Source organism: Methanobacterium sp. (assembly GCA_016222945.1).
Taxonomy (GTDB): Archaea; Methanobacteriota; Methanobacteria; order Methanobacteriales; family Methanobacteriaceae; genus Methanobacterium_D.
In genome coordinates, this window is sequence record JACRPY010000002.1 from 816,130 (window position 1) to 839,519 (window position 23,390).

At 32.4% G+C, this 23,390-nt stretch carries 23 protein-coding genes; 13 read left to right on the forward strand and 10 right to left on the reverse strand.

The annotated features are described in order from the left end of the window. Nucleotides 1-195: 195 nt before the first annotated feature. A complete protein-coding gene (locus HZC47_04360; GenBank protein MBI5680109.1) occupies nucleotides 196-1,320 on the forward strand; it encodes an ORC1-type DNA replication protein in 1,125 nt (374 codons plus the stop codon). Here HZC47_04360 and HZC47_04365 read toward each other — a convergent pair. Beyond that, on the reverse strand, nucleotides 1,317-1,493 hold the full coding sequence (locus tag HZC47_04365; protein ID MBI5680110.1) for a hypothetical protein: 177 nt from the start codon (nucleotides 1,491-1,493) through the stop codon (nucleotides 1,317-1,319). The two genes, HZC47_04360 and HZC47_04365, sit on opposite strands and share 4 nt — an antisense overlap. 213 nt (nucleotides 1,494-1,706) lie before the next feature. On the opposite strand from HZC47_04365, the gene HZC47_04370 reads away from it, so the two are divergent. The 4 genes from HZC47_04370 to nadA all read left to right on the forward strand — a co-directional run bounded on the left by HZC47_04370 (nucleotide 1,707) and on the right by nadA (nucleotide 5,635). Beyond that, a complete protein-coding gene (locus HZC47_04370; protein ID MBI5680111.1) occupies nucleotides 1,707-2,147 on the forward strand; it encodes an archease in 441 nt (146 codons plus the stop codon). A 127-nt stretch (nucleotides 2,148-2,274) separates the two neighbouring features. Next, entirely contained in the window at nucleotides 2,275-3,723 is a 1,449-nt protein-coding gene (locus HZC47_04375; GenBank protein ID MBI5680112.1) for an RtcB family protein, read from the forward strand. 50 nt (nucleotides 3,724-3,773) lie between these two features. Beyond that, a complete protein-coding gene (gene mtnP / locus HZC47_04380) occupies nucleotides 3,774-4,544 on the forward strand; it encodes an S-methyl-5'-thioadenosine phosphorylase (protein ID MBI5680113.1) in 771 nt (256 codons plus the stop codon). Between the two features lie 173 nt (nucleotides 4,545-4,717). Further along, a complete protein-coding gene (gene nadA / locus HZC47_04385; GenBank protein MBI5680114.1) occupies nucleotides 4,718-5,635 on the forward strand; it encodes a quinolinate synthase NadA in 918 nt (305 codons plus the stop codon). A gap of 152 nt (nucleotides 5,636-5,787) precedes the next feature. Here the strand turns inward: nadA and HZC47_04390 are convergent, their stop codons facing one another. Then, the gene (locus tag HZC47_04390) at nucleotides 5,788-7,395 is read right to left on the reverse strand and encodes a SulP family inorganic anion transporter (protein MBI5680115.1); all 1,608 of its coding nucleotides are present in this window, start codon (nucleotides 7,393-7,395) and stop codon (nucleotides 5,788-5,790) included. A 401-nt stretch (nucleotides 7,396-7,796) separates the two neighbouring features. Between HZC47_04390 and HZC47_04395 the strand changes: the two genes are divergently transcribed. The 5 genes from HZC47_04395 to HZC47_04415 all read left to right on the forward strand — a co-directional run bounded on the left by HZC47_04395 (nucleotide 7,797) and on the right by HZC47_04415 (nucleotide 14,121). Next, nucleotides 7,797-8,951 (forward strand): DUF763 domain-containing protein, encoded by a 1,155-nt coding sequence (locus tag HZC47_04395; GenBank protein MBI5680116.1) that lies wholly within the window; start codon nucleotides 7,797-7,799, stop codon nucleotides 8,949-8,951. Nucleotides 8,952-9,437: 486 nt separating this feature from the next. Then, nucleotides 9,438-10,073 (forward strand): hypothetical protein, encoded by a 636-nt coding sequence (locus tag HZC47_04400; protein ID MBI5680117.1) that lies wholly within the window; start codon nucleotides 9,438-9,440, stop codon nucleotides 10,071-10,073. A gap of 49 nt (nucleotides 10,074-10,122) precedes the next feature. Continuing rightward, nucleotides 10,123-11,112: an ATP phosphoribosyltransferase gene (locus tag HZC47_04405; GenBank protein MBI5680118.1), complete on the forward strand. Its 990-nt coding sequence runs from the start codon at nucleotides 10,123-10,125 to the stop codon at nucleotides 11,110-11,112. Between the two features lie 168 nt (nucleotides 11,113-11,280). After that, entirely contained in the window at nucleotides 11,281-13,272 is a 1,992-nt protein-coding gene (locus tag HZC47_04410; protein ID MBI5680119.1) for an FUSC family protein, read from the forward strand. A gap of 81 nt (nucleotides 13,273-13,353) precedes the next feature. Beyond that, on the forward strand, nucleotides 13,354-14,121 hold the full coding sequence (locus HZC47_04415) for a hypothetical protein (protein MBI5680120.1): 768 nt from the start codon (nucleotides 13,354-13,356) through the stop codon (nucleotides 14,119-14,121). Nucleotides 14,122-14,154: 33 nt separating this feature from the next. Here HZC47_04415 and HZC47_04420 read toward each other — a convergent pair whose 3' ends face one another. The 8 genes from HZC47_04420 to HZC47_04455 form a co-directional block, all read right to left on the reverse strand. Continuing rightward, nucleotides 14,155-14,550: a DUF1284 domain-containing protein gene (locus HZC47_04420; GenBank protein MBI5680121.1), complete on the reverse strand. Its 396-nt coding sequence runs from the start codon at nucleotides 14,548-14,550 to the stop codon at nucleotides 14,155-14,157. 64 nt (nucleotides 14,551-14,614) lie between these two features. After that, a complete protein-coding gene (locus HZC47_04425; GenBank protein ID MBI5680122.1) occupies nucleotides 14,615-15,277 on the reverse strand; it encodes a biotin transporter BioY in 663 nt (220 codons plus the stop codon). Nucleotides 15,278-15,533: 256 nt separating this feature from the next. Continuing rightward, nucleotides 15,534-16,022, reverse strand: a complete 489-nt coding sequence (locus HZC47_04430; GenBank protein ID MBI5680123.1) for a tryptophan-rich sensory protein — start codon at nucleotides 16,020-16,022, stop codon at nucleotides 15,534-15,536. Between the two features lie 155 nt (nucleotides 16,023-16,177). Next, the gene (locus tag HZC47_04435; GenBank protein MBI5680124.1) at nucleotides 16,178-17,365 is read right to left on the reverse strand and encodes an MFS transporter; all 1,188 of its coding nucleotides are present in this window, start codon (nucleotides 17,363-17,365) and stop codon (nucleotides 16,178-16,180) included. A 140-nt stretch (nucleotides 17,366-17,505) separates the two neighbouring features. Next, entirely contained in the window at nucleotides 17,506-18,495 is a 990-nt protein-coding gene (locus tag HZC47_04440; protein MBI5680125.1) for a tyrosine-type recombinase/integrase, read from the reverse strand. Nucleotides 18,496-18,540: 45 nt separating this feature from the next. After that, nucleotides 18,541-20,052 carry an ATP-binding protein gene (locus tag HZC47_04445; GenBank protein ID MBI5680126.1) on the reverse strand — a complete coding sequence of 504 codons (1,512 nt, stop codon included), beginning with the start codon at nucleotides 20,050-20,052 and terminating at the stop codon, nucleotides 18,541-18,543. 111 nt (nucleotides 20,053-20,163) lie between these two features. Further along, nucleotides 20,164-21,324 (reverse strand): DNA primase, encoded by a 1,161-nt coding sequence (locus tag HZC47_04450; protein MBI5680127.1) that lies wholly within the window; start codon nucleotides 21,322-21,324, stop codon nucleotides 20,164-20,166. A gap of 105 nt (nucleotides 21,325-21,429) precedes the next feature. After that, nucleotides 21,430-21,837 (reverse strand): hypothetical protein, encoded by a 408-nt coding sequence (locus tag HZC47_04455; GenBank protein ID MBI5680128.1) that lies wholly within the window; start codon nucleotides 21,835-21,837, stop codon nucleotides 21,430-21,432. Between the two features lie 255 nt (nucleotides 21,838-22,092). On the opposite strand from HZC47_04455, the gene HZC47_04460 reads away from it, so the two are divergent. From HZC47_04460 to HZC47_04470, 3 genes are all read left to right on the forward strand, one after another. Further along, complete coding sequence (locus HZC47_04460) at nucleotides 22,093-22,332, forward strand: hypothetical protein (protein ID MBI5680129.1); 240 nt, start codon at nucleotides 22,093-22,095, stop codon at nucleotides 22,330-22,332. Between the two features lie 61 nt (nucleotides 22,333-22,393). Continuing rightward, on the forward strand, nucleotides 22,394-22,684 hold the full coding sequence (locus HZC47_04465) for a DUF211 domain-containing protein (GenBank protein ID MBI5680130.1): 291 nt from the start codon (nucleotides 22,394-22,396) through the stop codon (nucleotides 22,682-22,684). A gap of 6 nt (nucleotides 22,685-22,690) precedes the next feature. Further along, nucleotides 22,691-23,356, forward strand: coding sequence for an RraA family protein (locus HZC47_04470; GenBank protein ID MBI5680131.1), 666 nt, complete (start codon nucleotides 22,691-22,693; stop codon nucleotides 23,354-23,356). Nucleotides 23,357-23,390: the final 34 nt, after the last annotated feature.

Genomic DNA, 23,390 nt, shown 5'->3' on the forward strand with positions numbered 1-23,390 from the left:
TATATTTTACTATTACTTTTATCCTTAAGAATCTTGTTTCATGGAGCTCCAGAAAACTAAAATAAATTCAAATGATTTCATATTTTTTGATTTTAAATTGCAGATAATCATTAATTATTAAAAAAAAAGCTTATTTAAATAATTGTATTAAATTAAAAGATATATTTATAATTTAATAGGCTAAAATCATTAACTATGGACATTGATGACATTCTGCTTTATGATGAAACTCTGTTTAAAAATATTGAGGCATTTAATCCAGATTATATTCCAGAAAATTTCATGCACCGAAAATCCCAGATGGAAGCCCTGGCAATTTGCATGCGCCCTGCCCTGCGGAAGGGAAGACCAGTAAATTCATTGGTACTCGGTTCTTGTGCCACTGGAAAAACCACAGCAATCAAAAAAATCTTTGAAATGGTTGAAAAATCATCAGATAAAGTTGTTTGTGTTTATATTAACTGCCAGATACACACAACTCGGTTTGGAATATTTTCACAGATTTATCAAAAGATATTTGGACACACACCACCAGAAACAGGAGTTCCCTTCTCAAGAATATACCAAAAAATAATGCAGCATCTTTCAAGCGAAGATAAAGCCCTTGTTGTTGCATTAGATGATATAAATTACTTATTTTACAGTAAAAATGCAAATAAAATATTTTACGATATTTTACGTGCTCATGAAGCATTTGAAGGTATTAAAACAGGTGTATTTGCTATTTTATCAGATATCGAATTCAGGTTTATGCTTGATAAAAACGTTAATTCCATATTCATTCCTCAAGAGATAATATTTAATCCTTATTCTCCAGATGAAATGAACACTATTTTAAAGGAAAGAGCAAAAATTGGTTTTTATCCTGATGTTATATCTGATGAGTTAATTATGGAAATAGCAGAATATGCAGCTTCAAGTGGAGATTTAAGAGTTGGAATTGATCTTTTAAGGATAAGTGGGAATCTTGCAGAATCTGATGCATCTAAAACCATAGAAAAAAAGCATATAGAAGAATCTCTTAAGAATACTGGCTCTATAAATCTTACATATATATTAAAATCATTGTCTGAAGATGAAAAAATGCTGTTAAATCTTATAAGAGGATATGATGGGGATTTAACTGCCGGAAACTTATACGACACATTTAATAAAATGGATAATGTTAGTTATGCGTCTTTTAACCGTATTTTAAATAAGCTTGAATTTTTAAGACTTATTGACACTAAATTTACAGGAAAGGGTGTTAAAGGTAATTCAAGAGTTATAATACTTAGATTCGAGCCAGAAGAAATCAAAAAATGCATGAATCCTATTTAAATATTCATAGGCACGTTGGAATTAGGATAAGCTGCCACGCAAAGCACGCTTATAATTAAAACCATTATGACAAGTCCTACAATAATAAATGGCTGCAAATTAATCTGTTCTAAGTTTATAATATGGGTTCTTTGTTTAAGGCTAATTGGAACATTTTTACGAGTTTTTATCATTTAAATCACTTCCTTATATAGATTCTACTTCCTAAAGCTATTTAAAGAAAGAGATAGAGAGCATGTGAAAAGTAATCAAAAAAGTGATTAAATCTAAATTACATAAATTAAAAATAAGAGATTTTAGAAATTAAAAAAGATGATAGTAAAAAGGTTATATTGACATTTAAAATAAAATTTTGTTATTTATAAAATTTTAGGTGAGGTTATGCTGTGGAAAACAATGATCTAAGCAAAAAATTCGAATTTTTTGATGTAACGGCTGATGTTGGATATAATGCTTATGGCAACAATTTAGAGAAAGCATTTGAAAATGCAGCCCTTGCAATGTTTGAAGTTATTACAGATACGTCCAAAGTAAAACCAAAAATAAAAAAAGAAATAAAAATCGAATCAGAAGACGAATATGCACTTTTATACGATTGGCTTTCAGAATTTCTGGTTATATTGGATTCTGAATTTCTTGTATTTTCAAAATTCAATGTAAAAATAGAATCAAAAGGTAATGGATATTTATTAGAAGGAACAGCATGGGGAAAAGAATTTGATACATCTATACATGAAATTAGGGCCGAAGTTAAAGCTGTTACCTATCATTTGATGGATATTAAAAAAGAAGACGGCGTTAAGGTCCGCGTTATACTGGACATATAACTAATAAATCTGGGAAATGAAGTCTATGTAAATCTATTTTAAAAAGTTTGATCAAATAGAAATATGATAACTAATTAACAGTTTAAATTATTTATTGATTCTTATTCTGTTTTTGGAGAAATGACTTATGGAAGTTGAAGGAAACTTAAAAAAAGTAAGATATTGCGTTTGGGAAATCCCCTCTAGCTATAAAAAAGAGATGAGGGTCCCTGGAAGAGTATATTTAAATGATGAAGCTATTAAAAGTGTAGAGAAAGGAGCAATTGATCAAGTCGCTAATGTAGCATGTTTACCGGGAATTCAGAAATTTTCAATAGGACTTCCTGATATCCATTTTGGATATGGATTTAGTATAGGTGGGGTGGCAGCGTTTAGCGCCCGTAATGGAGTAATAAGTCCTGGAGGAGTTGGATTTGATATTAATTGTGGGGTTCGTCTTTTAAAAACAAATTTAACTGAAGAAGACATAAAACCAAAACTTAATCAGTTAATGGACATGCTCTTTAAGAATATACCTTCTGGACTTGGAAGTAAAGGGAAAATAAGGCTTCAAGAAGGACAGATTAATGAAGTGCTTGATCAGGGAGCTGAATGGGCAATTGAAAACGGATATGGATGGAAAAAAGACCTGGAGTTTCTGGAAGAAAATGGAAAAATGGAAACTGCAGATTCAAGTAAAGTAAGCGATAAAGCAAAAAAAAGAGGTATTCCCCAATTAGGGTCTCTTGGATCGGGAAATCACTTTCTTGAAGTTCAAAAAATGGATAAAATCTTTGATGAAAAAACAGCAAAAGTATTTGGAATAGAAGAAGGTCAAATCGTGGTTCTTATCCATACAGGCTCCAGGGGCTGCGGACACCAGATCTGTTCAGATTATCTTAGAACCATGCTTAAAGCTACAAAAAGATACAACATTGATGTTCCAGATAAGCAATTAGCATGTGCCCCTGTAGATTCCAATGAAGCACAGGATTATTTTAAGGCAATGTCAGCTGCAGCAAACTATGCATGGGCTAATAGACAAATGATTGTGCATTGGGTTAGAGAATCATTTGAAAATGTTTATAATCAAGATGCTGAAGAAATGGGTTTGGATATAGTTTATGATATTGCCCATAATATTGCAAAGAAAGAGGTTCATAATATAAAAGGACGAGATATGGAAGTTTACGTTCATAGGAAAGGAGCAACACGTGCATTTGGTCCTGGAAGAGAAGAAATACCTAAAGTTTATAGGGATGTTGGACAGCCGGTTTTCATTCCTGGAACAATGGGTACATCATCATATGTCCTTGTAGGAACAGATACAGCAATGGAAGAAACATTTGGTTCTTCAGCACATGGTGCAGGACGTAAAATGAGTAGAGCTGGAGCTAAAAGAGAATATAAAGGTGAAGAAGTTAAAAAATACTTAGAAAGCAAAGGAATCGTTATCAGAGCTACTTCCATGCCTGTTGTAGCAGAAGAAGCTCCTGGAGCATATAAAGACGTAGATGACGTTGTAATGACTTCTCATAAAGCAGGAATATCTAAAATGGTTGGAAAAATGATACCTCTTGGAGTTTCCAAGGGATAATCATTTAAATTCCTTAAATTTTATAAATAAAAAGAGAGAACGTTGAAAACATGATAGGAATAATTGGCGGCACTGGAATATATGAAATTGTTGAAATGGGTGAAGAAGTTGAAACAAAAGCCATAGAAACACCCTATGGTAAATCTCCCGAAATCAATGTGTTCAAATTGCATGATAAAGATGTTGTATTTATGCCCAGACATGCAAAAGGACATGCAAATCCTCCCCATATGATTAATTACAGAGCAAATATTTATGCAATGAAAGAAATGGGTGTTGAAAGGATAATTGCCACTAATGCTGTTGGATCTCTGGAATTATCAATTAAACCTGGAGATTTCATGATTCCTCATGATTTCCTTGATTTTACAAAGCTAAGGCAAAGTACATTCTATGATACTAAAACAGTACATATTGACATTACAAAGCCTTATTGCGATAATTTAAGGGATATTTTAATATCTTCAGGTGAATCAGTAGATAATGGTGTTTATATTTGTACTGAAGGTCCAAGATTTGAAACAGCCGCAGAAATTGCCATGTTTAAACAATTAGGCGGTTCTGTTGTAGGAATGACAGGAATACCTGAAGTTATACTTGCAAGAGAGCTTGAAATTTGCTACGCAAGTGTTTGTATGGTATCAAATTATGCGGCATCAATATCACCCACTAAACTGACAATAGAAGAAGTATTTGATGTTGTAAATGAACAAAAGGATAATTTGATTAAATTAATATCAGACTCAATAGCAAAACTACCTGAAAAAAGAGAATGTCCATGTAAATATGCATTATCAGGTGCAGAAATAGATGAAGTATAATTAAAACTTTATTTAAGCTTTATTAAATAATTAAACTCAATAAATAACTATTTTAACTTTATTGGAAGATTAAATAGTTATTTGAAGCAAAATATAATATAATAAATTTATAATATTTAAAACACATAATGCGTGTAATAGATTATTATTAAATTATTTTGAAGGCGATTATCATGTTAAATGATCTGCAAAAAGAAATTTTACAACTTAAAGAAGAAAAAAATGCAATAATATTGGCTCATAATTATCAAACTGGCGATATACAGGAAATTGCAGATTACATGGGAGATTCTCTTGAATTATGCATAAAAGCATCTGAAATTGAAGAATCAGACATTGTAGTTTTCTGTGGTGTTGATTTCATGGCAGAAACAGCTGCAATATTAAATCCTGATAAAAAGATTTTAATTCCAGACACTAAAGCAGAATGTCCTATGGCAGCTATGCTCCCTGCAGATGAGGTAAAAAAAGCTAAGATGAGACATCCTGGCGCGGCAGTGGTTTTATATGTAAATACGCTTGCAGAGGCAAAAGCAGAAGCAGATATATTATGCACATCATCAAACGCTGTAAAAATAGTTGAAAGCCTTAAAGAAGATACAATCCTTTTTGGACCGGATATGAACCTTGCAGCATATGTTTCAGGATTTACAGACAAAGAAATAATACATATACCTGAAGGTGGGCACTGTTACGTGCATAAAATGTTTACAGGGGAAATATTCTTTTTAAGGGAAAAATATCCTGATGCAGAGATACTTGTACATCCAGAATGCAACCCGGAAATCCAGGAAATGGCAGATTACGTTTTAAGCACTGGAGGTATGGTTAGTCATGTTAAGGAGTCACCTAAAGATACATTTATAATTGGAACTGAAGTTGATATGGTAACTCGTCTTCGACGGGAAAATCCAGATAAAACAATTATTCCAGCATTATCTGAAGCTATATGTGAAACAATGAAGCTCAATACACTTGAAAAAATAAAAAATTCTCTAATTAACGAAGAATTTATAGTAAAAGTAGATGAGGAAATTGCAGATAAAGCAAGAAGTGCTGTAGAGCGGATGATTGAAGTTTCCAAGAGGTAAACTCCTTAAATTTTATCAATTAACTCAAGAAAATCTTCCTAAATTTTTCTTTCTTGTATTGGGAACAATTGATGCATTAATATTTTCAATGACACTTATTTTATTGGAATTTTAAGTGCGGAGTTTTTTTTTGAACATATTGTGTGATTTATTTAATTATTGGATTTAATCCATTTATTAGCGGCATCTGCAGCTTCACGGACGGATTCATTAACTATAGAACTAGCCATGAAAATGTTTTCGGGTCTGATTTCTTCTAATACGCCTGTTCTATCAAGTTGTTTTTTAATAGATTCTTCTACCTCTGCCAACATTAATAAATTACCAGAGTCTCGTAATTTTTGGGCGAATTCATTCATCCAGACCACAACATTTGTCCCAAGATAACCCCGGTCATGTAAATTAAGAATAATCACGGCTCCTGAGGTATTATTTGTAGAAGGCATTTGTTCCTCTAATAAGTATGCAACCGCAAAGTAATCCAATCCCTTGACTTCTATGACTGTGCATTTATTGCAAGGAAACTCTGCAGGGAGTGGACGTTCCTGATAACGCCCATCATCTAGTAAAACCAGCTCTTCCAGCATTATGTCCTTATGGGCTGTGAAAACATAGATTAGTAAAGAGAGAATTACTCCGGCAAAAACTGCATATTCAATACTGAACCCCACACCTGCAATAAATGTTAAAATCATGGCATAACGGTAAACATTGGAACTTTTCCAGACTAAAACGATGTTAGACCATTCATTAATAATGATTGCTGCCCCTAATACTATTAGAATTGCGGCTAAGCCAGACATGGGCACTTTTTCAAACATTTGAGGTATGAGGAGGAATATTACAATCACAAAAAATCCAGAGAATACACCTGACCACCGTGTTTTACCTCCGCTTTCAATATTCACTCCTGTACGGGTAAAAGAACCTCCTGCAGGTAAAGCGGTGAATATTGAACCTCCTAGATTGGCCAAACCCTGGGCAGAAAAATTTCTTGATCTGTCAGTTCGTTTTCCATTTGGATTGGGATAGGCTGATCCCACGCCAACTGTTTGGATAGATGTTAAGATCAGTATGGCCAGGGCGGGTAAAATCAAATCGGGGATAAGCATGGGATTGGGTAAAACAGGTTTTGGTAAACCCCCTGAGATGGGAGCAATACTACCTGTGAGCTTCACAGTTGTTAACCCTAATATGGCCACCATAACAGAAATGATGGCTATGGCCAAGAGATTTCCATAACGTTTCAGCCGTGACCACTTGAATAAGATTAGAACTGCAATTGTTCCTATTCCAACCAAAAAGGTGGGGATATCCCATAACCATGGGTGGATGAGTATGTCTATTCCCTGTATTACAGAATCTGAGATATATGGCAGTATAATGGTGCTTTTATAACCTGTAAATTTAGTAAGCTGACTGATAACCAGAGAAAGACCCACTGCAGCAATAAAACCGGACATGACTTCTGCAGATATGAATCGAACCAGACTACCCATTTTTAGTTGCCCTGTGGCAAGTTGTAATAATCCTACCATCAAGGTTAAAGTAACCAGTCCCTGGGTTACATCACCTCCCAAGGCACCTACTGAACTTGCCACTACCAGGGCAACTTCGTCGCTGATGGTGACAATCATTAAACTGGAAGAAGCAGCTAATGAGCCAATAATAACAGTCAGCATCGCAGTATAAATACCATAAATAGGATCAACACCAGCCAGGAGTGCATAGGCCATGCGTAAATAATTTTTATAGTCCATTAATATTTTTTTAATAGTTCTAATATAAATTTTTGATGAAATTATAACATCATTTATACTATGGTAATTTTTAAATTGCTACAAAATGTTGAAAGTAAAATAGTATCATATACATACTAATGCATGTAATCTTAATGAGAATAATTACTTAAAATCGTGTTAAACAAATTATAGGCACGTTAAAATTTACATCATTAATAAATATTTACTAAAAGCTGATTTAAAATTAAAATATCCATAATTAGTAATTAAGATATATAATAATTGTGTAAAAAAAGGAAATACAATTTATGGACGACTTTGATACCACAGCTATTTTTTATTACTTTTCAAATGCTCTTAGGTTAATTCTTTATTTTAAAAATTAAATATAATAATTTGAAAAAGCGAGGAAAATGAAAATGCATACAAAAAGAGGAGTTGCAAATCTCCCATTACACGGAGGGCACGCGCCAAGGTGGCTGTTTAACAGAATGGTTAAATTAGCTGGAGGCATACTGGATGTTATTTTGTATGAATATGATTCTGATGAATTTTTAAGACGAATTTCAGATCCACACTGGTTTCAGGCTCTTTCATGCGTAATTGGATTTGATTGGCATTCATCAGGAACCACAACCACAACTTGCGGCGCATTAAAGACTGTAATCAACCCGGAAGAACATGGAATCATGATGGCAGGAGGTAAAGGTAAAAATTCAAGAAAAACACCCTTTGAAATTGATGAAATTTCAGATTTATTCTCATTACCATCAAAAAAGGTTAATGAACTTAAATATTCAAGCAGGATTTCAGCAAAAATAGATAATTCATGTATACAGGACGGATATGACTTATATCATCATTCATTTATTTTCACTGAAGGTGGGAACTGGGCTGTTGTTCAGCAGGGATTAAACAGCAAAAATAAGTATGCTCGACGTTATCACTGGCTTTCTGAATCCATTGATCAGGTGATTGAAGAACCGCACAATGCAATCTGTTGTGATGAATCAAAAGAAAGCACATTGAACATGACAGCTTCCAAAAGCGATGAGGCGAGAAAATCAAGTGTGGATTTGATATGTGATAACCCTGAACATTTAAAACCATACTTTAGAAGGAAATCTCAATCATTACTTACAGATTTTTTTGATATTGGGGCTAATTCTCACGTATCACAGAATTTTAAGGAAATTAAGATGCCCAGCCATCATCCAGTATTGGATATAGACATGAGCAAACATGAATTTAAAGTTTTAAAGAATGCATATGAATTACAGCCTGAAAGCTATGAAGAATTAATTTCTCTTGAGGGAATGGGGCCTAAAAAAATCAGGGCACTTGCATTAATCTCTGATTTGGTATATGGGGCTGAATCAAGCTGGAGTGACCCTGTAAAATATAGTTTTACCCATGGTGGAAAAGATGGCTTTCCATATCCTGTAGATAGGGAAGTTTATGATCATTCAATTTACACATTAAAAGAAGCTTTAGATGAAGCTAAAATAGATAAAAAAGATAAATATAATGCAATTAAAAGATTAGAATCCTTTGTTAATTTAGAAAAATGTTAGGATTAATTTTTTAGGTTTAAATTAGTTTTTTTGTCCTCTCCTACCATACATAACTATTAAAAATCCTATTATTGCTCCGACGACGGCCCCTATTAAAAGTCCTGTTAAATTCATGATTTATCACCTATATTTTTGTTTATTTCTTGTAATTTTATTTTCTATTATCTTTTTTATGTTAGACTTAAATTATTTGGTTAATTATCCTTTCATTTTTTTATAATTATATTTTCAGAATATGTTAAAATTAGTATATTTTATTTTACTTCGCCATACTACCGTTTAACGAACTAAAAATGCTACTTATCCAGAATAATAAAAAATCATAAATATACACGTCACGATTATTCAATTTACATGTTCTTAAATTGAAATCTTCAAAAACAGCCATAAATAGTATGCTAAGCCTATACCAAACAATGGAAATACATTGATTTTACAAAAATATTTAAGTTAGTTTTTTTAATAGAATTTTAAGGAGGATATATTTTGAAGGAATCAGTAAAAAAACCATTTATTATCTTTGTAATCTTGGGCATATTAATTTTTTTTGTTTTTATTTTAGGTTTTAATGGACCTAAGAGTTATAATGGCACTGATCAAGGAATATATTTTGAATATCCTCAAGGATGGGAACAAGCATCGGTTGAAAACGTAACCTTACTGCCAAATGAAAACTATAATTTCCTTTCAGATGAAAATAAACTTAAATCAGGTGGCCAATTAGTTTTATTAAAAGGACCTAATAATGCAGAATTTTATGTGATAAAAGAAAATAGAAGTTATAGTGATGTGTATAACGCTAAATCGCAATGGGAAAAAGACTTAGATATAAATAATTCTGCTGGTGCTATCGACAATCCTTATCGTACTAAGGATTGGATTAGGGGAATAAAATCAGCTTCTTCCTCACCGTGGGGGCCTAATAATGGTGTGATGAATGGAATAAACATGACTGGATTTTCTTATATCCCTGCTGGTGAAAAAAACCCAACATTTCTAATAGTTTTTGTTGAAAAAGCTCCTGGAGAATATTACCGTTTAGTAGGCAAAGTAGGTCAAGGTGACTCCAAAAAAACAATGAATACATTCGAAAACATCATAACAAGTTTCAGATTCCAATAAAAAAAATAATATCGAAAACCTTTTAATTATAATTTTCAAATAATAAGATATGGAAAAAATAGTACTTGGCCTCCCCAAAGGGAGCTTAAACAATGTAAATAGAGGTAACACTTACCAATTATTTGTTGATGCAGGTTATGAGGTTAAAGGATATGAACCAGGTAAAGAAGAGAACGAAATCAACATAGTAAACGATCCTGAAATCAAAGCATTTTTAACAAGACCTCAAAGCGCTCCAGTAGAGCTTAACAGGAAAATACTGGATATAGCAGTCATCGGCGAGGATTGGGTAAGAGAAGAATCAGTAGAAAGCGGTGAAGAGCTAATAACTAAAATTGGAGACCTTGATTATGGTCAAACAAGGCTTATTATAGCTGTGCTCAATGAAGACTCTTATGAATCATTAACTGAATTTTTCAAGGCCAATAAAGACAAAAAAACACCTATATTATGCTTTACAGAATATCCAAATTTGACCCGTCAGCATTTCATGAATAATGAAGGGTATAAAGAACTATTTGGTGAAAGTAAACCTCTTGTTCAAATAAGAGGTCTTCAAGATGGGGATAATAAACAGGTTCAAATTATAAATTCAGATGGTGCAACAGAAGTTTATATAGCAAAAGGTGCAGACCTGGTTGTTGATAACACTCAAACAGGAAGCAGCTTAAAGAAAGCAGGTTTAAAAATACTGGAAACCATTATGGAATCAAGCGCAGGTCTTTATGCAGGCCCAAGCTGCACTGATAAAAAGGCTGAAAAAGCAAAAATGATGTTTGAACAATTATTTGGAGCAATAGAAGCCAGAAAATATTTCGATGTGAAATTTAACATATCAAATGAAACAGTGGATGAAGTTAAAGGGTTTTTAATGTCTAAAAGTTTCTGTTCTGACGAGCCAACCGTTGTAAAAGGGGCCAGTTTTTCCCAGGTGAATGTTTTAATCCCTAAAACTAAATTCCCTGCAATGTTAGAGGGAATAAAAAGTTACGGTGCTTCAGCTATTGTTCGAGAAAATGTGAAGCAGTATGTGAAGTGATTTGAGCCAAAATAAGGATATGGATCAATTTAATGGTTGTATATAATCTTAAATCATTCTTTTTTTTATATTTTTTTATTTTAACTAATTTTTAATGTTCTTTTTTTAAACAAAATTATAATAATGAGATATGATTATATTACTTTTAGAGAGGTAATGAGGGGTTAAGTGCAGAAAAAAAGTTTTTTTGATAAGTTTAAAAGACTTTCTCGTCCTACTGGCAGTCCTCAATGGGGACAAGCAATACGAGCAGTTATTTTAATGGTTTTAGCAGCTTTAATTGCCAAATTTCTTGGTTTTGATAATGGAATCGGTGCAATTATGTTCATCACTCTTTTAGCAACAATAATAATCGATGTTCCACTACCAATTAAAAAAGTAGCTGTTTTAGCGTTATTAGGGCTTTTAATGACAATTTTAGCATTTATTAGTGCTTCTTTAGCTCTTTCAAGCATTACAATATTCATTTGCTTCACGGTTATATGGGCGTTTTTCAGCCTTTCAATGTACATTTTTGGAAATACTGTAGGTTATTTAGGTTTTACATTCTTTACTTTTTATTTTTTAGCCGTAATAACAGTTAACAATCATTCTACCACTTTAGATTGGGCAATTTATTGTATATTGGCATATTTAGTTGTTTTTATCCTTTTTATTCCTAAAATATTCATTGAAAATAAAAGGGTTCGTGAAATGGCAGTAGCAGGGTTTATCCCACAGAATTCAGTACAGAATATTTTATTGGCACGTCAAATCTTGTCTGGAATTTCAATTGACTCTCAAAATTATGAAATTTTTAAATTTGGAAGTTATTATAAAGGTTTTAGAAGTTATAGTGATATGATAATTTATAGATTGGATGATAAATCTCAATTATTCTTTAAAAAACTTTTAAAATCATTAGATGAAACCAGTTTGAAGATAACCCAGAATTTTATTAACAAAAAAGGTAAAGTGGACTTAAAACCTCTTGATATTGATCTTTCAAAAATCAAGGAGAACTCTGCAGTTGCTGATAAGAATAATAGTGACATTTTAATGGATATATTAGGGGATATGAGATGGATTCTACATAAAACCAATGAATTACTGTCTAATAAACCTGAAAAGACGAAAATGAAGATATTTACTCCTCAAAGAACTCTTAGAGATGTTTTAGAAGCTAATTTTAACCTGAAAAACATTTATATTCGTCATGCTATTCGTTTTACATTGGCTATGACTGTTGCTCTTGCAGTAGTGTATTTTACCCATGGAAGAGATGCTATATGGGTAACAATGGGAGTATTAATCATAATAAAGCCAGATATTACAAGTACAATTAATAACATGATTTTAAGAGTAGGATTCAACTTTTTTGCAATTATACTGGCTATAATTCTGGCATTTATATTTCCTCATCAAATATTGATTTATCTGGCATTTTTAATGCTATTCTTATTCAGAGCATTTTTCCCTAACTATATGGGGCTTTCAGTAATGGCACTTACGGTTTTTGTGGTTTTAATATGGCCTATAGGAACTGTTTTTGATAATGCTATAGCTCGAATAGTTGATATATCAGTTGGAGCTATTATTGCATTTATTTCTGCTTATCTCATTTTACCAAGCCGTGTAAGAATAAATTTACCCGAACAGATTATTAAAACCATTAAATCAAATGCAGAATATGCAAATCAGGTTTTATTACCAAATAATGATAGTTATAATCATGATAAAGCATTTAAAAGCTTTAAAAAGTATATGCTTGAAGAAAATAATTTAGAAGCTGCCATAAGAAAAATTCAGGATTCTTTTAATGATATAGATGAGGATTTGGCTATTTATCAAGAAATTGCAGGGGTAAATAACAAGTTAGCGGCGGATTTAACTGCTGTAGCTACAACCTTAGAAAAGGATAAAGTTGATATTAATATGTCTAAAATAGGTTTAGAAATACAAAATGCTTTAAATTATCTAATTAAATCTACAGATGAAGATTTTAAGCCTAAAAAGTTTCATTTAGTAGAAATATCCTCAAATAAAGATTCAGAGGTTCATATTCCTAAAACTTTAGAACAGTATCTTAATTGGATTGTTTCAGATATACAGCTACTTTATAATGGTGTAGAAATAGCTTTTCAAACTGGAGCACTGCAAAGATACAAAAAATTAGAGTAATTTATTTAATATCAAATTAGTTCTAAAAATGAACATATTTATATAAAAAAAGTTTTTGTAAACTAAAAGTGGAGAAAAACTATGAAACAATTTCTAATAACACCCTCAGCTGGAAAAAGGTTAATAGCAAAGGCACTGATAAAACATGGAGCCATAAATAAAGCACTTAAATCAGGAACAGTAGCTATCATTGCAGGTACAACAAATGGGTATATAGCTGAGGAAATATTGTCTTCAATTGATCAAGCAGATGATTTTTCAAGAAAACGGTTCTTTAGAGGGATTATACTGCCTCCTGGAGGCCCAGTCAATAGCACTGGTCGTATATCTGATGAAAGCAAGTTTCCAGGGGATGTAATAATCCAAGACGGTATTTGGAAAAAGGGTAAAACTATATTTGATGTTGTAAATGATTTAAATGAAGGAGACATTATTTTAAAAGGTGTAAATGCATTAAATTATCCTAATAAGAAGGCAGGGATTTATATTGGTGATCCTTTAGGTGGAACTATCGGAACAGCAATTCAAGCAGTTGTAGGGCGGCGTGTTCGGTTGATTCTTCCTGTAGGGATGGAAAAACGCGTTTACGAAGATTTAAATGAACTTGCAGTGAAATTAAATGCTCCTGGAGCAAAGGGGCCGCGTCTTTTACCAGTTCCTGGAGAAATATTTACAGAAATTGAAGCTATCTACGAGATTACAGGCGTAAAAGCAGAATTAGTTGCAAGCGGAGGAGTAAGTGGAGCAGAAGGTTCTATATGGCTTGCAATTGAAGGAGATGATGAACAGCTTATTAAAGCAGAAAAACTGATAAAATCTATTTCTTTAGAACCTAACTTTCAATTTTAATTTAAAAATAACAAAAATAAAGGAATTAAACTACTATTTAAGTCTTGAAATAAACCAGAGACATTTATCCCTCCAGCTGCAATTTCTGCATATTTTTTTAGCATCATTAAATGTTTTAAATCTTTCATTTACAAGAGAAAAAGCATCATCAGCCTTAATAAATGTTCCATTATCCAATTCTATTTTTTTAAGTATTTTTTCATCTGTTTTTTTAATCATCCAGTCAAATATTAAATTTTTACATTTTTCATTTCTATTGTTTGGACAACAGGAACAGATTGCATCAAAATTTGTAATGATTTCTATTTCTTGTTGAGGATTAGAATTAATGATTTTAACAATTTTACCCATGTTAATGCTGAATTCTTCGCTGTAACCATGTCCTTGAAACCCTTGCAAGCATAAAAGATGATGGGCTCTGATTTGCATTCTATCAAAATAAGCTATGATTAAATTATGGAAAAAAAGAATTAGAGAGATTTTCTGATATTAATCAGAATATTCTCCATTTACTTGATGATTCTATATCTGCTTCGTTATTGAATGTTTCTTTAGGAGTAATAGCTTTAGTTAATGCTGCAGCGCCCCCAATTTTGAATAAATCTCCAATAATGAATGGGATAAGTCCCATTACAAGTAAAGTCCAGAGTGTAGGCATTGAACCCTTAACAAAATACATCCATGCGCCTAAACCAATTAATCCTGGAATATATATAAGTGCGAAGTTTGCAAAGAGCATTAATCCAAGCATTGGAGTAAAACTTCTTGAATTGATATATTTATCAGTTAAATGACCCAGGAATAATGCAGCTAAGATAAAACCTATCAAATAGCCACCTGTGGCCCCCAATACTGCACCATAACCTCCTTGCATCCCTGCAAACCATGGAACTCCTAAAATACCTATTCCTATGTAAAGAATTTGACTTATTCCTCCCCAGTACCTTCCAAGAACAATTCCTGCCATTAAAACGGCAAATGTTTGCCCAGTAACTGGAACAGGAGTCCAGGGAAGAGGTATAATTATTTGGGCCATGAAACCGGTAATAAGTGCCATAAATAGTGCTAAAACAACTTTATTTACCAAAGTTGATTCATGACGCCATTTAAAAAATGTTAATCTTTTTTTGTAATAACTATCAGTTGATATATGCATTGTTTTTCCTCCTAACCTAACAAATGGTTGAATGATGCCTTAGATGACATTTAATCAATTTAATGCTAATAATCAAAAGTAGATGTAAATTTACATCAAAGTGGGAAATTTAGTTAATTATCTCCTTTATTGATTAGATTAAAATATTATAAATACTTTATTTTTTATTTTAATATTTAAGTTAAATGATAAACTATTATTTTTAAAACTATTCTATTTTTGTATATTTCAATTAAAAATAAAAAAAAAGATGTTTTTAAGGATTTAAGACGTATATTGTGTAATTTAAATAAGATGCAATTGTAATCCAGATAATGTAGGGTAAAAGAAGTATCCCTGCAACTTTGGATATTTTGTAGAACAAAATAATGTTTACAAGTACTGCAATCCATAAAAACACTATTTCGATAAGTCCACCTAAGATGTTTTGAGTGCCAAAGAAAATTAGTGACCATAAAAGGTTTAGAATAATCTGCAATCCGAAGATTCCAATGGCTATTTTAACATCCTTTCTTTCAAGACCTTTACGCCAAATAAGAAACAATGCAATACCCATTAATATGTATAGAGTTGTCCATATCGGCCCAAAAGCCCAGTTAGGAGGTGCCCATGCCGGTTTAGCTAAAGCAGCAAAAAATGTGGGTATAGCACCCAAAGTAGCAATTGAACCAATAAAACCGATAATTAAAGGTATTAAAATTGCTACAACCAATTTTATAATATCGTTTCTTTTAAAACTCTCCATTTTAAGCCCCCTGAATTATCATATAATTAATATATTAATATGGCGTGCATAATTAATAAATATTTCCATTTAACACCTGATTTTAAAAAAGGATATTAATTAATAGATTTTTATAAATATAACTAAAAATTGTAGATTTAAATTGAGTAAATACATTATTTTGACTTTTCAATTAATAAGAAAAGGGGAATGGAGGCTAATTGAGCAATCATGGAAAATATGACTAAATAAATAATTGAAATCTCATACAAAATGCCCATAGTTAAACTACCTAAAAACCATGATACTCCATAAATTGTATTAAAAACACCATAAGCAGTTCCACGTCTTTTAATTGGGGACATCCCTGCAATTGCTGCCCTCATTATAGATTCTTGGGCACCAAGACCTATCCCCCACAAAACAACACCAATTAATGCTAAATTTAAACCTCCTAAAAACACTAAAGGCGCAAAAAGTGCTGAGATAACAGCCACAATGATCATAGTAGAAATCCCAATCTTATCAAATAAACGGCCGAAAATAATGGCTGCAAGAGCATCAACACCCATAGCAATAGCATAAAAAATCGGAATTACACTATCTGAAGTAACTAATGCTTCTTTGAAATGGAATGCCATCAATGGAAAATCAACAAAACCTGCTGCAATTAAAGCAACAGCAGCCATATATATCCAATAAGCATGTTTAAAATCTTTAGTTTCAAGTTTAGGAGTTTTAATTTCTAAATCATGAGGATTAGGATAAAGAAACCGTGATAAAACAAGCACACTTAAAGCTAAAACTGCAGGTATCAAAAGAATTGCAAAACCAGTCTGATAACTTCCTTTAAAATATAAAACCAAAGCAATAATTAAAGGCCCCATTATGGCTCCTATCTGGTCCATTGCTTCATGCAGGCCAAAACCCCAACCATGACCAACTCCAGAAGATGCATGAGAAAGCATCACATCACGAGCAGGTGTACGAATAGCTTTTCCCATACGTTCTGCAATTAAAAGACCAGCAGCAATTTCCCAGCTCCCAGAAAGAGCAAGAAGAGGAACAGCCATTAAATTAATAAAATAACCTACAATGGTTATTGTCCAGTATCTCCTGGTTCGATCACTAATATATCCTGAAACAAGGCGCAATGTATAACCAATAAGTTCTCCAAAACCTGAAACAAAAGCTACAACAAAGGCACTTGCACCTAAAACTGCAAGATAAGGTCCTGTAATACTTCTAGCACCCTCATAAGTCATATCTGCAAGTAAGCTTACTATTCCAAGTAAAATAATGAATTTAACAGCATGATTCTTTAGAAAATCTTCATCTTCCATTGATTCGGATTCATGGTTCATTAATATCCTATTTTGTTATTTATTTTATAAAAATATGATAAAATTATATATTTTAAAATAAAATTTTCAGTTTAATAAAAAAGAGTTATAATAAAAATAAATAGAACAAATAACTCACATTTTAATGGAGATATACCAAATTAAACTAATTTAGCCCGGTCATAAACATTCTTAAGTGTTTGCATATCCACACTGGTATAAATCTGTGTTGTACTCAAGTTAGAATGCCCTAAAAGCTGCTGAATGGCTCTAATATCAACACCATTCTTTAAAAGGTGTGTTGCAAATGAATGTCTTAAAATGTGGGGTGTTACTCTTTTTTTGATTCCTGCAACCTTTGCATGGTCTTTAATCATCATTTGAACGTATCTTGTGGTTAAATGATTTCCGGAGCGGTTTACAAATAGAAATTCGTTATAATCAGATTTTTTTTCAAGATATTCTTCAATTAAAACCTTTGTTAATTCATCAAAAAGTACAATACGGTCTTTTTCACCTTTACCGCGTATTCTAATAGTTCTATCTCTAAGATCAACACTGTCGGTAGGTAAATAGACAAGTTCAGAAACACGGAGTCCTGAAGAGTAAAGTAAGGCTAAAATAACCTTGTTTCGAAGTTTCATCACTTCTTTAGCTGGAGATGTGCAATCACTGCTATCAAAAGCATTGATCAAATCTTCAACTTCTTGTTCATTCAAATGCTTTGGAAGAGACTTTGTTCTTTTAGGAGTTTGAATTTCCTTTAAAATATGAATACCGCCAAATTCAAAGAATTTCTTCACAACCACGGTTACAAGATAAATATAATTTTGTGAAACATTTTTGTCACGCTTTAAATGTTGAATATATTTCTTAAATGCTCTTAAAACTCTCCGTTCATCAGTCAAGTTTTTTTCTTCAAGCAAAAATTTGTAAAAATTAATCACTATTGACTTATATGTTTTAATGGTATTTCGGGAGTAATTTCTTATTTCCAGTTCGATTAAATAATCTTCTATCATTTCAGGAAAATCAAATGTCTCTAAAATAGATTCTTCTCTAATATAACTATTTCCTTCTGCAACTACGTCCCCAAGATTTGATGGGCCTCTTTCTGGAGTTCTATTAATTTGATTGGAATAATGGTTCATTTTATCAGTTATATTTTTATTTTTATTAGGATATTGAAGCCCATATTACATATAACTTCTGTCTACATTTTCATTTGGTACATTTGGCTTTCCATTACTCATGTTTTGAGAGCTGGATAAATCCTTATGCATAGCATTTTCAAATGAACTGTATCTTTTAATTATCTGATCCTCGATAGAGATAGCGTTGTTAACAGCAAAATTCATGTGTTTTTCCATTATAAGCTCATCTTCTCCCATAATAGCTACATCTCCTGCCATTCTTATAACTCCACCCAGATCTCTTAATCGGAGTGTGAGAGAATCTCGTTTATCATCAATGATCTTTGCCCTTTTCCTTGCTTCTTCAATGAGTATTTCTACAGCTCCTATTGTTGCATGAGGTATTTTGCCGTCCATTTCAATTTCTTGAGCGACAAATTGGGCGAGTTTTGCTACATTTTCTTCAGTATCTGGCATTGTAGTTCTCATAAGGATTTCATAACCTTCTCCCTGAATTCTGGAACGTAGTGGAGGTAATATGTATTGTATATCTCGTATATTACACGCTGCTACAAATATAAAGTCGCATGGAACATTTTCAACTTTAACAGAGCTTCCAGCACTTTGTGGGTTTCTTCCAATGATTGGAAATGCCTTGTCCTGCATTGCACTTAAAATATAACGCTGTAATCCCGCTATATGGACTATTTCGTCTATAAAAAGAACTCCTTCATGGGCTTCATGTATTGCTCCAGGTACAACTCTTTCGTAGGGTTGTGTTCCTAAATCAGGATGCCCACCATAAGGATCGTGTCTTACATCACCTAAAAGTTCAGTTTCGCTTGCTCCAGTTGCTTGAATGAATAATTTCCGCTTTAAAGGAATGATAACATTTTTTGGTTTTTCATCAACAATTTCACGCCGTTTTTCAAGTGCGTCCTGGTCAAGTATCTTTATGTTATCTCCATCAATTCTCTCATATATTACAACTTCTTCTTTCCCGTTTCTAACTCTGGTTGTTGTTACTCTATCTTGAGGGAAGCTTATAGGGCCGCTGTTCATTTCAAACATACCTAATAGATCGCCTAAATGTTTTCTCCTCGCGTTTATATGAGAAAATTTGTCGCCACCACAACTTTGGCATATACTTTGATAGGCATTGTCATAATTTCCGCAGTGGATACATCGAAATCCTAACCGTTCTGCAACAGCCTCAGGAACATCTTTAGCGTTAACAATGTCTCCTTCAGCTTTTTGGATGTCAATGCGTTCGCTTTCCATTTCTTTACGATTTTTTATTTCTACAAAAGGCCTCTCAGGTCTTTCAGGGTTATGAACAACAGTTATTTCTTCGTTAGGTTCGTGTAAATGGAAAGAAATTGCTTGAGCCAGTAATGATTTCCCAATTCCAGGGGGTCCAACCAGCAGTAAATTTCTTCTTTGTTTGGCAGCGATTTTTACAAATTCAACGATATCATCGTGTCCAATAACTCTGTTCAAGGGGTCTTTAGGTATTAAAATATCTTTAGTAGTTTCTATATCTTCTAAAAACTGATTTTTCATGTTAACAAACATTTAAATACCCCTATGATGTGACACCAAGTCACATAGTTAATTAAACTTTTTAATTTCTTAAATGAACTTTAAATTAAAGAATATCCACCAATATCTGGTGGATTAATGGATTTATCTTGTTATAACTTTTATTGGAGCCGGTTTTTTGACTACATCACTCATTCTAACTGCAACAATGTGTTTAAGTCCTTTTTCTTTGGCTATATCTATTAATCTTTGACTTATAACACCATCGAAAACAACAGCATATGTGTGATTATCGATATTTTTAAGTTCATCGTAGAGGTTTTCTACTTTTACTTCTTTAAGTATGTTTAAAGCATCGTCGAAGATTTCAGCATTACCTGAACCTTCTAATTCTTTTAAAACATTCTTTAGGACTTGAAGTTTATCTTCACCTTTCTCTTTTTCCTTCTCTTCTATTTTTTCGACTTTTACTCCAAGATCATGGTACATTTGTTCAACAGGAATTTTATCCCTTAAAGCAACCATAACTTCTTCTTTTTCCAGATCTTCAACTTCTTTTCCTCTTGGAGCTCTGGTGACATAATCAACTTCACCAACTTGTAATAATTCTTTTAATATAAGCTCTCCGCCCCTATCTCCATCTACAAAAGCGGTAACGGTTTTACTTCTGGTCAATTCGGCAACAGTTTTTGGAATGCTTACGCCTTCAACAGCTATTGCGTTTTTTACTCCGTATTTTAATAGATTTAGGACATCTGCTCGTCCTTCAACAACAAGTATAGCATCGGATGTAGTGACATTAGGGCCAGCAGGAAGTCTTTCATTACCAAATTCAGTTATTTCATGAATTCTCATGGCTTCTTTGACTTCTTCTATCATTTTAAGACTTTCAGGAGTTACTTCTTCCATCATTCCTTTGTATAATTCCTTTGCTCTGTCTACGACTTTCCTTCTTTTAACAGCTCTAACGTCTTCAACTTTGGAAACCTGTATATAAGCTTCACAAGGTCCAACACGGTTTATAGTTTCCAGTGATGCTGCAAGGATGGCAGTTTCCACCCGATCAAGGCTTGATGGAATAACTATCTCTCCTTTTGAACGACCTCCACGAGAGTTTATATTTACTTTAATCCTTCCTATACGTCCTGTTTTTTGTAATTCCCTTAAATCAAGATCATTGCTTAAAAGACCTTCTGTTTGTCCAAATATTGCACCAACAACATCGGGCTTTTCTACAATTCCATTAGCATTAATTTGAGCATGAATGAGATATTTAGTTGTACTTATTTCTTCGCCTTTTCCCATAATAGGCCTCCTTTAGTTATAGATACTTATTATGATATTTGTATATCATGTGATGTGGGCTTTCCATTTAAATTAGGAAATCCCCTGATAATCATTTAAATTAGGTTATTGGTAATTACCATAAGGATTTATTTCCAGTTCTAATTGTTTTATGTGTTTTGGAAGACTTTCAATGTCTTTAATATATTTTCGAGTAATTTTCATAATTTTTTTTCGAATGCTAAGATCAGGATGAGAGCCAAGGCTTTGTATATCGTATGACAATTTTTTTGCAAGTATATCACCTTTTTTGTCAAAATCGGTGAGTATAATCACTTTTGAAGATGATTCGACAGCCATTTCTGCAATTTCAAAGAGTTTAAGACCAGAACCAGAAACTTTGATGATATTACCATTAATACCAAGCTCTTTTAATGCTTCTTCGTCTTTCTTACCCTCTATAAGAATTGGCATTCCTTGTTCTACACAGTTTGATAGCTCTTCAACTATAAGAGATAATCTTCTAAAACTCATGGTAAGCCTTTATGAAATGTTTAATAGTATCTATAAAGTTATATGCATAATCTCATATAAATAATTGAACATAAAAAACTAGTAATAACCAATAAAATCTTCTATTTTAGTTTTATTTTTTAACAAATAATCAAGTTATATTTTGTTAAAATGTTTGATTTAATAATTTTAACTTTAAAAACTAAAATTTTAAATATCTTGTAAATAATTAAGTGTTAATATAAACTATGAAATCTGGAGGTTATCAAAATTCATTTGAATTTTGGAACTATCGAAATCAATAGATTTCGATGTACCAAATGCGGAGCATTAGAAAATCTCTCAAAAATTCGAAGAATTTTTGGAGCACAAACACGAAGTGTTTGTAGGCTACGATTTTCGATGTTGAAGGAAAGTCTGTTTCCTGAACCGCAAAACATTTGGTTTTGCAGGCGCCAAAATGAAATTTTGGCAGCATTTGATAACCACAAAAAATCACTGATTTTTGGAGGTTGAAGAAAAATCATAAAAGATTTTCCTGAACCCCAATTATTGAAAATAATTGGAGGATATGAAAGTGGCAAAAGGCCTTATAAGAATTGTTTTAGATATATTAAAACCTCATGAACCGCATATACCTTATTTTGCGAAATATTTAAGTGAATTAGAGGGTGTTGATGGAGTTAATGTTACTTTAATGGAAATTGATAAAGAAACTGAGAATGTTAAGGTAACAATGCAAGGAAATGACTTAAATTTTGATAAAATCAACGACGCAATCAAACAATACGGTGGTTCAATACACAGTGTTGATGAGGTTGTAGCAGGTAAAACACTTGTTGAAGAAGTTACAACACCTCAGGATTGATTTTTAATGTTTGATGGCATGAAGCTTTCACCTGAAAGCATCTTAAAAAAATTTTCATCCAACTCTTCTATTTCTAAATTAGTGAGAATGGATATTTCAACTTCCCAACTTTCTGATGCCTTAAATCATGTTACAGGTAATTCTGGAGTGATTCAGGGCGTTAAACCATTATTAGATAAGGTGGTTATTGGAAGGGTAGTAACTGCATCTACAAGTTCTGATGATTGGGGAACCAGCTTAAAAGCAATAGATGCAGCTAAAAGTGGTGAAATACTTTTTATTTATGTTGAAGATGATAATAATGCGATTTGGGGTGAATTAACATCTAAAACTGCACAAAAAAAGGGAATAGTAGGTACAGTAATATATGGTGCAGTAAGGGATGTTGGGGCAGTTAAAAGATTAGGATATCCTGTTTTTTCAAAAAAGATAGTTCCTAATGCTGGCAGCCCTAAAAATGAAGGTAAAGTAAATATATCAATAAAATGTGGCGATATCACAGTTAATCCTCAAGATATAATTGTTGGAGATGAATGTGGTGTTATAGTCATACCTAATGAGCATTTAGATGCAGTGATAAAGGAAACATTAAATATAAAGAAAAAAGAGGATCAAATCATTTCTAAAATAGAAAAAGGGCGTTCTCTATCAGATATATTGGGAATAAAATAAAAACTATAAATGCTAAAGATAAAAAAATAAATAT

What these genes read in the sequence shown, in the direction of transcription:
- HZC47_04360 (MBI5680109.1), top strand. Translation starts at nt 196, where the DNA reads ATGGACATTGATGACATTCTGCTTTATGATGAAACTCTGTTTAAAAAT.
- HZC47_04365 (MBI5680110.1), bottom strand. Translation starts at nt 1,493, where the DNA reads ATGATAAAAACTCGTAAAAATGTTCCAATTAGCCTTAAACAAAGAACC.
- HZC47_04375 (MBI5680112.1), top strand. Translation starts at nt 2,275, where the DNA reads ATGGAAGTTGAAGGAAACTTAAAAAAAGTAAGATATTGCGTTTGGGAA.
- mtnP (MBI5680113.1), top strand. Translation starts at nt 3,774, where the DNA reads ATGATAGGAATAATTGGCGGCACTGGAATATATGAAATTGTTGAAATG.
- nadA (MBI5680114.1), top strand. Translation starts at nt 4,718, where the DNA reads ATGTTAAATGATCTGCAAAAAGAAATTTTACAACTTAAAGAAGAAAAA.
- HZC47_04390 (MBI5680115.1), bottom strand. Translation starts at nt 7,395, where the DNA reads ATGGACTATAAAAATTATTTACGCATGGCCTATGCACTCCTGGCTGGT.
- HZC47_04395 (MBI5680116.1), top strand. Translation starts at nt 7,797, where the DNA reads ATGCATACAAAAAGAGGAGTTGCAAATCTCCCATTACACGGAGGGCAC.
- HZC47_04405 (MBI5680118.1), top strand. Translation starts at nt 10,123, where the DNA reads ATGGAAAAAATAGTACTTGGCCTCCCCAAAGGGAGCTTAAACAATGTA.
- HZC47_04415 (MBI5680120.1), top strand. Translation starts at nt 13,354, where the DNA reads ATGAAACAATTTCTAATAACACCCTCAGCTGGAAAAAGGTTAATAGCA.
- HZC47_04420 (MBI5680121.1), bottom strand. Translation starts at nt 14,550, where the DNA reads ATGCAAATCAGAGCCCATCATCTTTTATGCTTGCAAGGGTTTCAAGGA.
- HZC47_04425 (MBI5680122.1), bottom strand. Translation starts at nt 15,277, where the DNA reads ATGCATATATCAACTGATAGTTATTACAAAAAAAGATTAACATTTTTT.
- HZC47_04430 (MBI5680123.1), bottom strand. Translation starts at nt 16,022, where the DNA reads ATGGAGAGTTTTAAAAGAAACGATATTATAAAATTGGTTGTAGCAATT.
- HZC47_04435 (MBI5680124.1), bottom strand. Translation starts at nt 17,365, where the DNA reads ATGAACCATGAATCCGAATCAATGGAAGATGAAGATTTTCTAAAGAAT.
- HZC47_04440 (MBI5680125.1), bottom strand. Translation starts at nt 18,495, where the DNA reads ATGAACCATTATTCCAATCAAATTAATAGAACTCCAGAAAGAGGCCCA.
- HZC47_04445 (MBI5680126.1), bottom strand. Translation starts at nt 20,052, where the DNA reads ATGTTTGTTAACATGAAAAATCAGTTTTTAGAAGATATAGAAACTACT.
- HZC47_04450 (MBI5680127.1), bottom strand. Translation starts at nt 21,324, where the DNA reads ATGGGAAAAGGCGAAGAAATAAGTACAACTAAATATCTCATTCATGCT.
- HZC47_04455 (MBI5680128.1), bottom strand. Translation starts at nt 21,837, where the DNA reads ATGAGTTTTAGAAGATTATCTCTTATAGTTGAAGAGCTATCAAACTGT.
- HZC47_04470 (MBI5680131.1), top strand. Translation starts at nt 22,691, where the DNA reads ATGTTTGATGGCATGAAGCTTTCACCTGAAAGCATCTTAAAAAAATTT.